Here is a 15,962-nt window from a genome sequence, read left to right as displayed (position 1 = left end):
CTTCCTCACACAAACTCGATTGCCTCTACAGGGCAGGTTACTATACAGCCATTACATAGAATTTTGTTCTTTCCGAAACGTCGACATTCCTCTAAATTCTGGGCTTTTACAATGCCGTTTTCTACGCTCAGGACCAGTTTATTAGGATTAGTAGGGGCATTTCCCGAGCCTACTCCGTGTGGATCATTGGCTACGTTAGGAGGACAGGCAACCACACAGTTTCCACAGCCAAAACACAAGTCTTCATGCACTATAAGCCCGGTTTCGGTTACGCCTTCGGAAGGTTTGAAGGTTTCACTTATCTTTTCATAGCTTTCTCTGTACTTGGGTTCATCTTTAAGAGGCGGGCAATCCTCAGGTGTGAGCTCGTGGGCCATGAGAGCTACTGCAAACGCCATACAGGAGGTTTTTCCGCACTTTTTGCAGTTAGTCTTTGGAAGCATCTGATAGAGTTCCATTGCATTTGTCATTACAGGTCACCCTTGAGTCGAATTTTTTGTGTCAGTTTTTAATTAAATAGTATGAAAGTTAAGAAGTATAATTAAAAAGCAAGATTAAGCGTGCCACTGAAAATGTATATTAAATAACCTTTAATTAAATATATCTAAGTACTCTGCCTTAAACTCTCGCTTTTTTGTTTTCGGTGTTACTTTTAAATTGAAGTAAAAATTCTTCACAAGCACTTATAAACTGTCTTCACTCAAGCTTTTTTAAAAACTGTCTTCACTTAAGCTTTTTTAAAAAAGCTTTTGTAAACTGCTTCTCCGATTTATCACGTCATTGCGACATTTTCTATCAAATATTTTCTCAAAAAGTTTGCAATCAAGCCTTTTTTAAAAACGGGTTGTGCTGCAACCGTTGCGCCGGTTGATCACGCCGATAGGGTTTGGGGATAAGGTTATCAAACTCACACGGTTCTTGGGGTTTTCGGTCAAGCCTTTTTTGAAAAGGGTTGCGGTCAAGCCTTTTTTAAAAAGGGTTGCGGGAAAGCCTTAAGAGTTTGATGCACTTAGGTAAGCAGGCTTTTCTTTCCGGACCTTCGGGGTTAGAAGATCTCACAAATAAATTTTCCTAATTTCTGGAAACAAATTGATGAAGCCTCTTTGCAGGCAAACCGAATACGCTGAATTCAATTTAATTCGCTTTGAAGAAAAGTTCGCAGTGACAGTTTCCGTCCCGTTCTACTTCTTCTTTATGATATATACAGGGACATACAATCTTTCGATCTTCCTTTTCATCTCCGGTAACTATTCTGCAGGGGCAATAACGCCGTCCAAATTTTTCAAGCTTAACTGTAAGTCCATCAAGCACATAGTCAAGAGCTTCCTTATCAGGGTTAAGCCTGTAACCTGCTTTGTCTGCATATTTCTGAGTCCATTCATACATTTTCTGTTTTAATTCATTATGATCAGCCATACAGAGAACTCCTTCGCTTTAAATTGAAGCAATCCTGAACCTCGATGAGAAGAATATGTGGATCATATGTGGATCATATGTGAATCTACGTGAGCCATTTATGGAACAGGATAAAGTATACTAGAATAAGTATACTGAAGACTTTTAAGTTGTATGAAACACTTAATAGGAATAACCTGAGTGTTTAGCGTCAATTTCAATTGTAACTTATTACTCTAATTTTGTTAAAGCTATTTATAGAATATCTTGTCCTGCAGGAATTAATGGATTAAAGGCGGTATAACCAATTTTTTTCACTCATGCCCATATAACCAATTTCATCCCACTAGCGCCCATATAACCAATTTGTCATTATGATTTTTCTTGAATTGTCCGTTTGAAACTGGTTTCTAGATTACGAATTAAGTTCTCAAACTATAAATCAATTGGTAAAACTCTGGTAATAAGGTCGAACTAACGATGTTAAGGCTTTTGTCCGTTATCCATTAGATATCAGTCAAACTACGGAAATTCAAAGCAAAGTCAATATTCTAAGGAGGCAATGTTCTAAAGCTAAGCTGTAAAGTTAAACCCTATTGTTATGGCAAGTTAATTATTGGGCATAATCCTTGGTACCTTCTCATCAGCATACAACGATTCAAAGTTTACTGGATAATCAATAACTAAGTTTTCTTGACACCAGTTAATTATTTAGCCCGGAGTGAATAAGAAAATTATTATGCCAATAATTATAAATTTTATAGATCTTGCAGGTTTTGGTCAGACAAGCAACGTAAAAGAATTGTGGTTTTGGACTTCTTTTTCTTATAATATAAACATATGATGTTAAAATATATAATACCAATCGGATACAAATTGACCATCAATAAGCTGATGTCAAACAGTTATTAGTTTTTGAAATTTGTGGGAGAAAAGAAGACTCTAAGCCTCAGCCGGGAAGAGCCTGATATAAACCTTGAAAAGGTTTACGGGGTCACGACTTTCGAGTTGTGGTGAAGGTTTCTAATGTTGACCTGTAAAAATAGAACCAAAATTATTTTCCAAGGAACAAGTCTGGAACCTGAGGCATTGCAAGCCATTGGGCAAATTTATTATAAGTTCTGCCAAGCTTTTGTGCAAGTTCTATGCCTTTTTCGGTTCATTTAATGAGTTTGTTGTATTCTGAGTTTTAGATCACCAGTTTTACGAGAAGACGATTTAACTTATTTTTTATGTTTAACCAGTAATATCGTCAGTAAACCGCTACCCTTCAATTCTTTAAAAATTCAATAAATTCATTAAATTCGGTCTTATTCGAATAGGTTACTCTTTTCTTATCGTACAATAAATTTGGTATATCATCATCTTCACAATTATCTAACTTTAATGGTATAATGATTCTTTTGGATTTACTGCTAAATTCTCTATTGAGAATTGAACCATACTCTGCTCTTGTCCAACCTGATATAGTAAAATTCTTGCTCAGGCATGGAACTACATACTTGCTGTTTTTTAAACCTTCTTCGATCTTTTGAGTAACTGGATCACCAAAATTGATTTGTTCTTTATCAACCCAATAAGTTACACTCTTCTTTTTCAAATCCTTAATTAGAGAGTCAACAATAGGTTTATCTTTAGAAGAATGGCATATGAATACATCATATTCAAACAAATTATCAGTTTCTCCTAGATTTCTAAGCCTTTCTTCTCTTTTTTTGTAACCATCTAATAATGATGAAATAGATATGCTCTCGTAGCTCTCATGGCATTGGATAATTTCTATGTTGTTTTTTTCAGCTTTTAATAACTTATCGTATGAATATCTTTCAGGACAATTTTTAGAACAATTGCAGGGTATTTGTTTACTGACATTTATCTTTTTTATAGAAGCATTTATTTGATCTAGCTGGTCACATATTGCACCAAGAGCTCCTCTTTTATTGTCACCTGTTATACTGATTTCGATTTGCTTCTCATCAGGCTTCATTTTTACTAAAGCACGAGAGTTTTGAAGATCCAGTACTGCTCCTTCTCTCCAGCAGAGAGGCATGCCATTTTCTTTTTTCTCGATGTCCTGATGCATACGCACAATAAAGCGGGTAATTATACAAGAAGGCAGAAAAGAGTCGTAAGAATAATAGAAATACAAGTTTTCTTCATCGTTCCAATCAAAATCTGGAGAACTTTTGGGTAATAGTTCGGGAATAAGATAGCTATTTTTATCTTGGAATTCATACGAAAGTTCGAATTTATTCATTAGCTCCATTAATTGTGGATGAACATCTGATGGATATGTTTCTTTGTCCCATATCTGGTCTAATTCATTTTGTAATAACACACCTTCATTATGGAGGACAGATTTTGCAGACAAAATTTTGTAAAATGCTCCAGTAGCCCACTCAGGTTTTAAAATCACTATATTCCTTAGCGCAATCCTGTCTTTAAAATGAAGAGTTACCCCTATATCGTTTAAATATCCGTCCAGTATATTGATATTTTCGTCGTCTAACCCTTTAGACTTACATATCTCGTAAAATTCTTTGTATGTAATACTATTTTCCCTGATTTCGTCCAGCCTTTTCCTCACCTGATACCACGAATCCACCCACTTAACCCTCATTAGCGGAAGATCCCATGCAGCTTCACTAATACTTTCTTTTAACCTATGGATTCCTCTTCCATCTTTACTATCAATTTTTAAATAATCAACAATATGAAATTTGCTTTTTAGATCTTTTAAGTCCAGATCATCATCATTTTCGTTCATCTTGCTCATTACAAGGATTATCGGACTATCTTCTCCAAAAGCTTCAATCGTGTGCAACCAATAGTATATATTGTCGTAGTCCTTTGTTTTTCGTGCATTCCAGACAAGCAAATAAACCGATCGTTTTGTCAGGAAAAACTGATGAGTTGCATGGTAAATTTCCTGCCCTCCAAAATCCCAGATATTTAACTTGATTGAACTATTTCCAGATCCAGGAGCAGGAATACTCCATTCAGATCTCTTTATTCCCTTGGTGATTTGATGACTCTGGTCCAAAATCCAGTGATTTTTGCATTTTTTGATTGAAAATCTGAATTAGCAAGAAAAATTCGGTTTTCACTAAAATCAATATTCGGTATCTAAAGACGTCAATCCCTAAGTTGTATTACAAGGATTGTGACCAATTACAAAATCTAGTGATTTTGAATTTTACATTCATCACTAGATTTTGGTACTGAGTCGATTTGATCTTCCAAAAATATATCATTAATCAATCTGTTAGCAAGACATGTTTTCCCAACTTCCCCATCGCCAACCAGTATTAGTTTAGCTTCATTATGTCCGGAATTTTTTGGTTGTTTCAGATAGTTGAAAATTGCTTTTACTCCCATTGAAGCAATTTCTGTGGGAGGTGAAATTAGAGAATTTTTTGATAAGTAAAGTCTTGTGAGGTTTTTAAGTTTTGTAATTTCTGGGGGCAATTGTGTCAGCTGGTTCTCAGATAATTCAAGTTCCGTTAGTTTTTCAAGCTCTCCAATTTCTGGGGGCAATTGTGTCAGCTGGTTCCCAAATAAGTAAAGTGTTGTAAGTGTTTTAAGTTTTATAATTTCTGAAGGCAGTTCTGTCAACTGGTTCCTAGCTAAGTTAAGTTCTGTGAGATTTTTTAGTTTTGTAATTTCTGAAGGCAGGTGTGTTAGATGTGTTCCATATAAGTTAAGTTCTGTGAGGTTTTCAAGCTCTGCAATTTCTGGGGGCAGTTGCTTCAGCTTGTTCCCAGATAAATTAAGTTCTGTGAGGTTTTTCAGTTTTATAATTTCTGGTGGTAATTGTGTAAGACAATTCTCAGATAAGTCTAGTGTTGTGAGGTTTTTAAGTTCTGTAACTTCAGGGAGCAGTTGTGTCAGCTTGTTCCCAGATAAATTAAGTTCTGTGAGGTTTTTCAGTTTTGTAATTTCGGAGGGAAGTTGTGTTAAATAGTTAAAAGATAAGTCAAGTGTTGTGATAGTTATCAGTTCTATAATTTCTGATGGTAGTTGTGTGAGATAGTTTTCACATAAGTCAAGTGTTGTGAGGCTTTTCAGTTTTGCAATTTTGGGTGAAAGTTGTGTAAAATGGTTCTTACATAAGTCAAGTGTTGTGAGGTTTTCAAGTTTCGTAATTTCAAAAGGAAGTTGTGTAAAATGGTTAAAGGATAAGTTAAGTTTTGTGAGGTTTTTCAGTTCTGTAATTTCGGGTGGCAGTTGTGTCAGCTGGTTCCCAGATAAGTTAAGTTCTGTAAGGTTTCTTTCATAAGCTTCTCTAATAAGCTGCATCACCCTTTCATTTGTCATTGATTTACCTCATTTACATATAAGCCATAAAAAAGTTTCAATTTTTTTACTTCTCCTTTACACTTTAACTCTAAAAGCTTTTTCTTTTTATTCAAATATTTTTATCATAAAACAAAATTCTCCAGTCATTTTGAAGATCAAGTTCCAGACTCCTTGAAAATCAAGCTCTAACCTCAATCCCGAATAATAATTAATACCACCTCTACATTATTCTCTTCATGTCCCCCAAAGCCGGATGGCAGTTCTGGATAGACCGCGGAGGCACGTTTACTGATATCGTAGCCCGCAGCCCTGATGGAAAACTGATTACGCACAAGCTTCTTTCCGACGATCCGTGTCACTATAAAGATGCAGCTATGTACGGGATCCGGCAGATTCTCGGGCTTCCCGGAAACGCACCTCTACCTGCTGAAATTATAGAATCCGTGAAAATGGGAACAACAGTCGGCACAAATGCTCTTCTTGAACGGAAAGGGGAACGGACTGTACTTGTTATAAACAGGGGGTTTGGGGACGCTTTAAGAATCGGGTACCAGAACCGTCCAGATATTTTTGCTCAGAAAATCGAACTTCCGGAACAGCTTTACGAAAGGATCATTGAGGTTTCCGGAAGGGTCGGAGCCGATGGAAAAGAGCTTTTGCCCCTTGACCTCGAAAACGCAAAAAAATCACTTGAAGCGGCTTTCGAAGCCGGGATTCGTTCGGCTGCAATCGTACTTATGCATGCGTACAGGTGTCCTGAGCATGAACTCAAACTCGGCAGGCTTGCCAGAGAAATTGGTTTTACACAGGTGTCCCTCTCCCATCAGGCAAGCCCGTTAATTAAACTCGTAAGTAGAGGGGAAACAACCGTAGTGGATGCGTATCTCTCTCCTGTGCTCCGCAGGTACGTTAATATGGTACAGGAATCCCTGGAAGAAGAAAAAGGGGAAGAAGGAAAAGGAGAAAAAGAAAACGGGGAGAGGGAAGAAAATGATAGCGCGAAAAGTGAAGATGGGACAGAAAAAAATAGCGGGGACGGAAAAGAGAACGAAGTTAAGAGAAGTCCCAGGCTCATGTTCATGCAGTCCAGTGGAGGGCTTACGGATGCGGAAACTTTTCAGGGCAAGGACTGTATCCTTTCCGGTCCTGCAGGCGGGATCGTTGGAGCAGTTGCAACTTCGGAAATGGCAGGGGCAAGAAAAATAATCACTTTCGATATGGGTGGCACATCTACGGATGTAGCTCAGTACAGCGGAGAATACGAGCGCAGTCTTGAAACCGAGATTGCAGGAGTACGCCTGCGTTCGCCTATGATGCGTATTCATACGGTTGCAGCAGGCGGAGGTTCCATACTTCACTACGAGGGAGGAAGATTCAGGGTAGGCCCGGATTCGGCAGGTTCGGACCCTGGGCCGGCTTGTTATCGAAAAGGAGGGCCGCTTACGGTCACTGACTGTAATGTCATGCTTGGAAAACTGCAGCCTGAGTTTTTTCCCAGAATCTTTGGGCCCAATGCTGACCAGCCCCTTGACTCCGAGCTTGTGCGCGGGAAATTCGAAGAACTTGCAGAAACGGTTTCAAGCAAAGGCAAAAATGACGGCAATATCCGGACACCTGAGCAGGTAGCTGAAGGCTTCCTTTCGGTTGCAGTTGAGAATATGGCAAATGCTATCAAGAAAATCTCTGTCCAGAGGGGATACAACATAAAAGAATATGCCCTCTGCTGTTTCGGAGGAGCTGCTGCCCAGCACGCCTGCAGGGTTGCAGATAGCCTTGGGATCAAAAGCATTTTCATTCATCCGTATGCAGGTGTGCTTTCGGCATATGGCATGGGACTTGCAGACCAGAGGCTTATTAAAGAGCGCTATATAGGCAGCGAGCTCTCGGACACGCTGGTAGAGAGTTTGAAAACAGTGTTTTCCGAGCTTGAGAATGAAGGTCGCCTGCTCATGCTCGAACAGGGCGTGCAGGAAGCAAAAATTACTGCACTTTATAAGGTGCATATGCGTTATGCAGGTTCGGATACTCAGCTTGTCATCGATTTTGCGGATACGGCTGGTCTACGGAAGGATTTTGAGGACGCCCACAGGAAGCGCTTCGGGTTTGTAATGGATGGCAAAGCCATGGTTGTTGAAGCAGTTTCCGTAGAGACCATCGGAATTAATGAGAGGGTCCTGGACCCTGTGCTGGAAAGGGAAGAGAATCCTGTTTTCTCTCCTGTCGCTACAGTGCTGATGTACAGCAATGGTGAGTTTCATGATACCCCGGTTTTTCAGAGGGATGAACTCAATCCCGGAACCCATGTGAGTGGCCCGGCAGTGCTCATAGAGAAAAACACAACCATTGTGCTCGAACCCGGCTGGGAAGGCACGATTACTGAACGCAACCACCTTTTCCTTAAACGAGAAATTCCGCTTCCAACCCATACAGCCATTGGAACTAATGTTGATCCTGTGATGCTTGAGATTTTTAATAACAGATTCATGTCAGTTGCCGAGCAGATGGGTTTTACCCTGCAGAACACGGCCCATTCGGTAAACATAAAGGAGAGGCTGGATTTTTCCTGTGCACTTTTTGACAGTCAGGGAAACCTGGTAGCAAATGCCCCTCATATCCCTGTACATCTGGGTTCAATGGGGGAGTGTGTAAAAGCACTTATCAGGACGCAATTGCAGGAAATGAATGCAGGAGACATATATTTGATCAACTCCCCTTACCACGGAGGAACCCATCTTCCTGATTTCACGGTTGTTACCCCGATGTTTGGAAACTCTAGAGAAATTCTTTTCTACCTGGCTTCCAGAGGCCATCATGCCGATGTCGGAGGGATCAGCCCAGGGTCTATGCCTCCGGGTAGCAGGACCATTGCCGAAGAAGGGGTGCTGAGCGAGGGCATGAAAATCGTAAAACAGAGCCATTTCTGTGAAGAAAGGCTAAAGGCCTGGCTGGGCTCGGGAAAATACCCTGCAAGAAACCCTGACCAGAATATTGCCGATATCCGCGCTCAGATCGCAGCAAATGAAAAGGGACTTTCCGAACTGCTCAGGATGGTCGAAGAATTTTCCCTTGAAACAGTTGAAGCTTACATGGGCCATGTTCAGGATAATGCCGAGGAAGAGGTCAGAAGAGTTATTGACAGGCTTGCAAACGGGAAATTCACGTATCCACTTGACGACGGGAATGCAATTAAAGTGAAGGTCACAATTGACCGCAGGCGTAGGGGTGCTATAATTGATTTTACAGGCACTTCTCCCCAGCTCTCAAATAATTTCAATGCTCCCGCATCGGTTTGCATAGCTGCTGTACTTTATGCCTTCAGGACGCTTGTAAAAAGTGATATTCCCCTGAATGCAGGCTGCCTGAGGCCGCTTGAGATTATTATTCCTGAGGGTTCCCTGCTAAGGCCCGAGCCGCCGGCTGCTGTTGTTGCAGGAAACGTTGAAACCTCGCAGTACATTGTTGATGCCCTTTTCGGAGCTCTTGGCACGCTTGCGGCTTCCCAGGGTACAATGAATAATTTCACCTTCGGGAATGATGATTTTCAGTACTATGAGACCATTTGTGGAGGTTCCGGGGCAGGTCCGGGTTTTTCAGGAACTGATGCTGTGCATACGCACATGACCAATTCCAGAATTACCGACCCTGAAATACTTGAAACAAGGTTTCCTGTTTTGCTTGAGGAATTTTCCATCCGGGAAGGAAGCGGTGGAGACGGCAAGTTCAGAGGTGGAAACGGGGTTGTCCGAAAGCTCAGGTTCCTGAAAGATATGAATGCTGCCATTCTTTCAAGCCACAGGAAATTCCCGCCTTTCGGGCTCAAAGGTGGAATGCCTGCAAAATGCGGAAGAAACGCAATTGTCCGCAGGGACGGTAGTGTTCTCGACATTGGAGGTCAGGCCGAAGTTGAGCTGAAGTCAGGAGAACTTTTTGTGATCGAAACCCCAGGCGGCGGGGGATATGGTAGGAAGGAAGACTAAAAACTGTAAACTAAAATTCATGCGTCTTCGGTTAAGTGAGAAATCGTGACAAATTGCACCGATTTTCCTAACATTTATCAAGTTTTTTGAATGCTTTTGGATTCAAGTTGAAATCATTGATTTTGTTGAGCATGTGCCCATATCTGATTCAATAAGTTTGTTTAGTTGTTGCAAAAATCACCTTTTTTTGAGAGAGGGTCGAAATGTAAAGAGGATACGAAATTTTTTAACCTTATCTTGTTGAAATCCTCTTAGAGTCTTCTGAAAGGCCAACACCGGCATATTAAGTTAGAACCGACCTCTAATATTGAGTGCACACTCCAGTTCTGAATATGCTAGTGCATCGATTCCAAAGTATGTCAGAAATGGATTTTTTGAAAACCACTTAAAGCACGGAAGAAACGGAAATCAGTAGTAAAGGCGTGTTTCTTCCGTGTTTTCCGTGGTTGTAATATCCAGATCTAATCACTATGCGACCGGCTGCATTTTCCTTGTTACAAAATTCCATGTGACTTTAAAATAATATTTGCGTCATAAACTGTATTTATTTCCTTATTATATATATATTTGAAACTCGATATACTAGTTGTAAAAGTCAGTGATCACAACACTTTTCAAATAGGTTCTAAGTTAAACAGGTTTATGAGGAATCTTCAATGAAAAATTTTAAAGGTTTTACAACAATATTTATCCTTACTCTTTTTTGTCTTGTGTTAATTAGCCCTGCAGCTTTGGCGGCAAATAGCGTGATTGACAAAGAAACTGGACCCGCTGAACCAGGTTTTTTTCATACACCTAATTATGCAAACGACGCAGCTTGTATTCAAGCGGCACTGGATTACTCAAAAAGTGGGGATACAATAACTATCCGCAAAGGGGACTATTATATCACAAAAGGAATATATCAAAAAAATAAAAACCTGAATATAATAGGAGAAGGAAACGTAACTCTTCACATTCAAACTTCTAATACAGAATATAACGATATTTATTTCGGTGGATCACAGATCACAAGCGGAACCCTGAGTACTGATGCCAGGAAAGACTCATCTCAAGTGGTCTTAACTGATGCTTCCAAGGTTAGCAAGAATGACTTAATTAAAATCTGGAAAAATGTTCCTTGGTGCCCTTCAAATTATCCTGATAATTATCCTGATCAAATGACAGGAGAAATTTATGCTGTTAAAAGTGTAACAGGAAATGTTGTCACTTTAAATCAACCACTTCTTAGAGACTACAAATTATCCGAGACTGTAAATGTCGAGGTGTACAGACCTGTTCAAATACATATAAAAAATATAAGGCTAGAGGATACAGGTGAGGCTATGTCTCATCATGGACTGGCTATGCAATATTGCAAGGATAGTTCTGTCACTGACTCCTGGTTTAATGAATGTGGTTTCGGTGCTATTTGTCTGTACTCCTGTTTTAATGTGAGTGTTAATAACAATGAGATTTACAATTCAACTCTCCCTAATTCTGGATACGGTGTAAACGTAGCTAGCGGTACGGCTTTTGTCAATATCGAACATAATCACATAGAGAATTGCAGGCATGCTATAACAGGCAATTCAGCTGAACTCAAGTCTTTAAATCGAGATGTTTTTATTGCCGATAATACTCTAATAGGAGCAAATATCACCGGCTCTAATGTTGTTGATGCTCACGCTGATACTATTAATTTTGTAGTAACTAGAAACAAGATATACCCGCAAATAACATCTGAAACCCTGTACTATTGTACATTTCTGGAATACCGGTCACCGCAAGAGCTTTCATTCTATTTTGCATTTTCAGATGGCACACAACAGTCTACTTTCTCTAACAATGAAGTTTTTGGCGGATATGGAGGGATATTTGCACGCGGCGCTGTAGGTAACGGAGTACACGTTTACGAAAATAACACATTTAATGATATGTTGGGTAATATGTATGAAGGAGGAAATGGAACGGATGAGACGCTTATAATAAGGAATAATATTCAAAACAATGGGACGCGTGGAATTATTTTCCCATTTTACGGAGGTTTCAAGGATATAGTAATAAATGAGAACACTTTTAGCAATCTATCTCATCAGGGAGTGTATCAGAAGTTTCTAATAAACGGGGCAAACTCAGATATTTCTAAAAACACTTTTGAAAACCTGGGCCGGGAAGGAATATATATCGATGGGAATTCCTTGAAAAATGGTGCTGTGAAAATACAAAATAATATCTTAAAAAATGTGAATACCTCAAATTCATCCTCCGGAGTCACAGTCAAAAATGTTCAAAACCCCGAAATCAGCGGAAACAAGATAATCGAAGGCCCGATATTTTCTGTTGCTGCTTTTTTGGAATCTCCAAATCCATGAAAAGCCCCACTTAAGGTACAGTTTTATGACAGAAGTACAGGTTTACCAACTTCATGGTAATGGATTTTTGGAGACGAGACAAACTCAACAGCCAAAAGTCCAGCTTATAACTATTCAAATGTAGGGAAGTATACCGTTAGTTTGACAGTAAAGAATACTAAAGGCAGTAATACTAAAACTATTTCTGGATATATTAAAGTTCAGTAAATAATGAATTCCCTAAATTAAAAACAGTAAAAAAGTAAAGGATAAAGGACAGTGAGAGTCATCGAGCAAGTCTTACTAAAAAAGCAAAAGTATTCTTTTAGTCAGACTTGAGAATTACCTTTTTTTACAATTTTCAGTAACTAACTCTCATAATCCAGTTTATTAATTTATTTTCAGCTTGTTTAAGATTTTCAAAATTCTCCTCCTACTTCTTTGCACCAGTGCAGCCAGATATTTCTTTGCAGATTTGTTTCTCTTCTATTCTTATTCCTTGACAAACCTTTCTAGAATTTTTTACAATTACCTGATTTTTACAAATTTAGGATTTTAATAAAAAAGTTTAAGAATCTAAACAACTTAAAAATATTAACATTTTTATATGGTAAATCTATAAAAAAAAGGAGTAGGATAATGAAAATTAACAAAAAATTATATTCAGTAACCTCAGTATTAACAGTTCTGATTTTATTTTTAATTCTGATTCCATCTACGGCATCAGCAGCTTCATCGTCTGCAATCACTGAAACTCGGATAACCAACCATGGAACGGCAGCCAATCCAGATATCTATGGAAACAATATAGTGTGGCAGGATAACCGCAATGGAAACTGGGATATATATATATTTGATCTCTCAACTAAAAAAGAAATTCACACTACCAATACAACAGATCAGATAACTCCTTCTATTTATGGAAATCTGGTAGTTTGGGAGGATGGGCGCAACGGAGGTCATGACATTTATATGGAAGACCTCTCTACAAAAAAACAAACTCGGATTCCTACAAGCGGTGCAGCATCGACGCCTGACATCTATGGAAACAAGATAGTGTATGTCAAGCAGGCTTTTAATGAGAGGGAAAGTTGGTATGACCTCTACATGTATGATCTTTCCACAAAAAAGGAAACTCAAATACCAACGTTAAGATCAGCAAACGGTCCTTCCATTTATGGTGATAAGATAGTGTGGTTGGACTTTGACACATTCAACGGTGGAGACTACTATATCTGCATGTATGACCTTTCCACAAAAACCCGAACTCAAATCGCTAAAGCCTACTGGGGTAAAGGCCAGATTGGTGTGCCTGAAATTTACGACGGCAAGATAGTTTATAGTGCAGATTTCAATTGGTCGGATAACATGTATGATGATATCTACATGTATGATCTTTCTACTAAAAAAGAAACTCAGATAACTAACATTTCAGGTGTTCAGGCGTGTCCTGTTATCTATGGCAATAAGATAGTGTGGGAGGATGATAGTGGAGATGATGGTAATACAAATCATGGTATCTACATGTATGATATTTCCACTAAACAGGAAATGAAAATTAGCGCCAAAGAATCGGCATACTATCCTGCTATTTACGGTAATAATATAGTATGGCAATATAGTGACCGTTATGTAACCGGCGACATCTACATGGCTACTCTCGGTTCAGACCTCCCTGTAGCTGCTTTTTCTGCATCTCCAACTTCTGGAAATTTGCCCCTTAAGGTTCAATTTTCTGATAAGAGCACAGGGTCACCAACCTCATGGAAATGGAATTTTGGAGATGGAAAAACTTCAACATCCAGGAATCCTGCACACACGTACGCTAAAGCCGGAAAATACACTGTCAGTCTAACAGTAAAGAATGCAGCTGGAACAAACACGAAAACAATAAAGAACTATATAACTGTAAAAACAGCTCCTGTAAAACCTGTTGCTGCATTCTCTGCATCCCCAACTTCAGGATATGCACCACTGAAAGTAAAATTCACTGACAAAAGTGCCAATAGTCCAACTTCATGGAAATGGAATTTTGGAGATGGAAAAACTTCAACATCGAAGAGTCCTACATATACCTACAGTAAAGCAGGAAAATATACTGTCAGTTTAACAGTAAAGAATGCTGCAGGAAGCAGTACGAAAACAATAAAGAACTATATTGTTGTAAACGCGCTGAAAGCTCCGGTTGCCGCTTTTTCTGCAAAACCGACCTCCGGAAAAGCCCCGCTAAATGTGCAGTTTACTGACAAGAGCGCCAATAGTCCAACTTCATGGAAATGGAGCTTTGGAGATGGAAAAACTTCAACATCCAAGAACCCTGCGCATAAATACAGTAAAGCCGGAAAATATACTGTAAGCTTAACAGTAAAGAATGCTAAAGGCAGTAGCACTAAAACTATTTCCGGATATATTAAAGTCCAGTAAATAAACCAGTAAACTCACGAATTAATTGAGGAATATAGTAAACTCACGAATTAATTGAGGAATATAGTAAACTCATGAATTAATTGAGGAATATAGTAAACTCACGAATTAATTGAGGAATATAGTAAACTCATGAATTAATTGAGGAATATAGTAAACTCACGAATTAATTGAGGAATATAGTAAACTCATGAATTAATTGAGGAATATAGTAAACTCACGAATTGATTGATGATTTGCTAGATTCCTCAAAATTCCTTATTTTTTAATAATACCCACATTCGGCAGTATTTTTACAAAAACTAATATTTTCCATGCTAAAGTTTTTGGAACATATTCAAGTAATTATGGCTCATGATAGCGCCTGGTGAAAATTGAATGATATCGTTTTTTGGTTTAGAACTTAGTTTGACAGCATTCCCTAATTGATACTGAATATTTTCCTTCTTTTTGGTCTAATTGAGCTTGACAATTCGTTTAAATTTTTAAAAATTTGTTAGATCTTCTATGTAATTTCATTCCTTTTTGCTACCATCCTTTGTGCATTATTTCTTCGATTCAAAAAGACATTCTGTTGCAGAACAAAGTCCTTCACCTTCCAGTTCAAGGGTTGAATGCTCTATGTGATGTCCCTCTAAATTGCTTTTAATAGATTGCCTCATTTTATCCGGTGTTTGTAGATATTTGTCTTCCACAACTACATGAGCTGTTAAAAGAACGGTTTCTCCTTCCAGAGACCATATATGGAGATCATGAACCATCTTCACTCCTTCAACCGATAAGATAGATTTCTTAATCTCATCAATGTCGATATACTCAGGGACTCCTTCTAGAAGAAGGTTAAATATTTCTTTTGCGTTTTTAGAAACTCCCCATAATACAAAAACAGTGAATCCGATTGTCATTATAGGATCAATAACTGGTTTGTCCCAGAACCGTATAATTATCGACCCGATAAGCAGGACTATCCATCCCAAAATGTCTTCCAGAAGATGCCAGGATAATACTTTCTCACTCTGGCTTATCCCTTTCTTTAATCGAAAATATCCCAGGCCATTTATGGTAATTCCAATGACTGCAATTAAAACCATTCCTTCGGCGTTTACAGGTTCCGGACTGATCAGACGCGGGACGGCCTGAGTAAGTACAAACAACGATCCGGCTACAAGTACAATAATAGTAAACGTTGCAGATAAGAGAGATAACCTTCGATATCCAAAAGTCATTTTACTTGTTGCAGGTTTTTTTGCTTTTATTTCCGCGTACCAGGCTATTATTAACGCAAAACTGTCCGCAAAATCATGCAATGCATCAGCTATCAGTGCCAGGCTGTTTGTTAAGAATCCTCCAATCAGTTCTATGAATGTGAAGAGTATGTTCAAAGCCGCAGCAAACCCTACATTTTTTTCCCTATCCCCCATAAATAGTTCATTAACTCATGTTGCTGTTAAACCTTATGTTCCAATGGAACTGAGAACTTAAAACAGTAAGGTCTGAAATTTTCAGGTCTGAACTCATATTAGTTCATAAAAAA

General features: G+C 38.7%; 11 protein-coding genes. 4 read left to right on the top strand and 7 right to left on the bottom strand.

The window, feature by feature from the left end:
* Window positions 1–5 precede the first annotated feature (5 nt).
* The 5 genes from MSKOL_RS10410 to MSKOL_RS10395 all read right to left on the bottom strand — a co-directional run bounded on the left by MSKOL_RS10410 (window position 6) and on the right by MSKOL_RS10395 (window position 5,712).
* Window positions 6–470, bottom strand: coding sequence for a (Fe-S)-binding protein (locus tag MSKOL_RS10410; protein WP_048120766.1), 465 nt, complete (start codon window positions 468–470; stop codon window positions 6–8).
* A gap of 363 nt (window positions 471–833) precedes the next feature.
* Entirely contained in the window at window positions 834–962 is a 129-nt protein-coding gene (locus MSKOL_RS21385; RefSeq protein WP_255351925.1) for a hypothetical protein, read from the bottom strand.
* Window positions 963–1,134: 172 nt separating this feature from the next.
* Window positions 1,135–1,416: a ferredoxin-thioredoxin reductase catalytic domain-containing protein gene (locus MSKOL_RS10405; protein ID WP_048120764.1), complete on the bottom strand. Its 282-nt coding sequence runs from the start codon at window positions 1,414–1,416 to the stop codon at window positions 1,135–1,137.
* Between the two features lie 1,249 nt (window positions 1,417–2,665).
* The gene (locus tag MSKOL_RS10400; protein WP_048155941.1) at window positions 2,666–4,438 is read right to left on the bottom strand and encodes a COR domain-containing protein; all 1,773 of its coding nucleotides are present in this window, start codon (window positions 4,436–4,438) and stop codon (window positions 2,666–2,668) included.
* A 137-nt stretch (window positions 4,439–4,575) separates the two neighbouring features.
* Window positions 4,576–5,712, bottom strand: a complete 1,137-nt coding sequence (locus MSKOL_RS10395; protein WP_052725414.1) for a leucine-rich repeat domain-containing protein — start codon at window positions 5,710–5,712, stop codon at window positions 4,576–4,578.
* A 218-nt stretch (window positions 5,713–5,930) separates the two neighbouring features.
* Here MSKOL_RS10395 and MSKOL_RS10390 point away from each other — a divergent pair, with 218 nt between their 5' ends.
* Entirely contained in the window at window positions 5,931–9,671 is a 3,741-nt protein-coding gene (locus tag MSKOL_RS10390; RefSeq protein WP_048155938.1) for a hydantoinase B/oxoprolinase family protein, read from the top strand.
* Between the two features lie 385 nt (window positions 9,672–10,056).
* On the opposite strand, the gene MSKOL_RS21380 is transcribed toward MSKOL_RS10390, so the two are convergent.
* On the bottom strand, window positions 10,057–10,179 hold the full coding sequence (locus MSKOL_RS21380) for a hypothetical protein (RefSeq protein WP_255351924.1): 123 nt from the start codon (window positions 10,177–10,179) through the stop codon (window positions 10,057–10,059).
* A gap of 148 nt (window positions 10,180–10,327) precedes the next feature.
* Here MSKOL_RS21380 and MSKOL_RS10385 point away from each other — a divergent pair, with 148 nt between their 5' ends.
* From MSKOL_RS10385 to MSKOL_RS18795, 3 genes are all read left to right on the top strand, one after another.
* Window positions 10,328–12,025, top strand: coding sequence for a right-handed parallel beta-helix repeat-containing protein (locus MSKOL_RS10385; RefSeq protein WP_048155935.1), 1,698 nt, complete (start codon window positions 10,328–10,330; stop codon window positions 12,023–12,025).
* Window positions 12,026–12,088: 63 nt separating this feature from the next.
* Window positions 12,089–12,232, top strand: a complete 144-nt coding sequence (locus MSKOL_RS21080; RefSeq protein ID WP_231592640.1) for a PKD domain-containing protein — start codon at window positions 12,089–12,091, stop codon at window positions 12,230–12,232.
* A gap of 411 nt (window positions 12,233–12,643) precedes the next feature.
* Complete coding sequence (locus tag MSKOL_RS18795) at window positions 12,644–14,428, top strand: PKD domain-containing protein (RefSeq protein WP_052725413.1); 1,785 nt, start codon at window positions 12,644–12,646, stop codon at window positions 14,426–14,428.
* Window positions 14,429–14,973: 545 nt separating this feature from the next.
* Here the strand turns inward: MSKOL_RS18795 and MSKOL_RS10375 are convergent.
* A complete protein-coding gene (locus MSKOL_RS10375) occupies window positions 14,974–15,849 on the bottom strand; it encodes a cation diffusion facilitator family transporter (protein WP_048120757.1) in 876 nt (291 codons plus the stop codon).
* Window positions 15,850–15,962: the final 113 nt, after the last annotated feature.

Source organism: Methanosarcina sp. Kolksee (genome assembly GCF_000969945.1).
GTDB classification, from domain to species: Archaea; Halobacteriota; Methanosarcinia; order Methanosarcinales; family Methanosarcinaceae; genus Methanosarcina; species Methanosarcina vacuolata.
The sequence above is the reverse complement of the archived record's forward strand: the minus strand, read 5'-3'. Positions and strand labels throughout refer to the sequence as shown.

Excerpts from the sequence above, each read along its gene's own strand:
- MSKOL_RS10410 (WP_048120766.1), bottom strand. The coding sequence starts at position 470 with ATGACAAATGCAATGGAACTCTATCAGATGCTTCCAAAGACTAACTGC.
- MSKOL_RS10405 (WP_048120764.1), bottom strand. The coding sequence starts at position 1,416 with ATGGCTGATCATAATGAATTAAAACAGAAAATGTATGAATGGACTCAG.
- MSKOL_RS10395 (WP_052725414.1), bottom strand. The coding sequence starts at position 5,712 with ATGACAAATGAAAGGGTGATGCAGCTTATTAGAGAAGCTTATGAAAGA.
- MSKOL_RS10390 (WP_048155938.1), top strand. The coding sequence starts at position 5,931 with ATGTCCCCCAAAGCCGGATGGCAGTTCTGGATAGACCGCGGAGGCACG.
- MSKOL_RS21380 (WP_255351924.1), bottom strand. The coding sequence starts at position 10,179 with ATGGAATTTTGTAACAAGGAAAATGCAGCCGGTCGCATAGTGATTAGA.
- MSKOL_RS10385 (WP_048155935.1), top strand. The coding sequence starts at position 10,328 with ATGAAAAATTTTAAAGGTTTTACAACAATATTTATCCTTACTCTTTTT.
- MSKOL_RS18795 (WP_052725413.1), top strand. The coding sequence starts at position 12,644 with ATGAAAATTAACAAAAAATTATATTCAGTAACCTCAGTATTAACAGTT.
- MSKOL_RS10375 (WP_048120757.1), bottom strand. The coding sequence starts at position 15,849 with ATGGGGGATAGGGAAAAAAATGTAGGGTTTGCTGCGGCTTTGAACATA.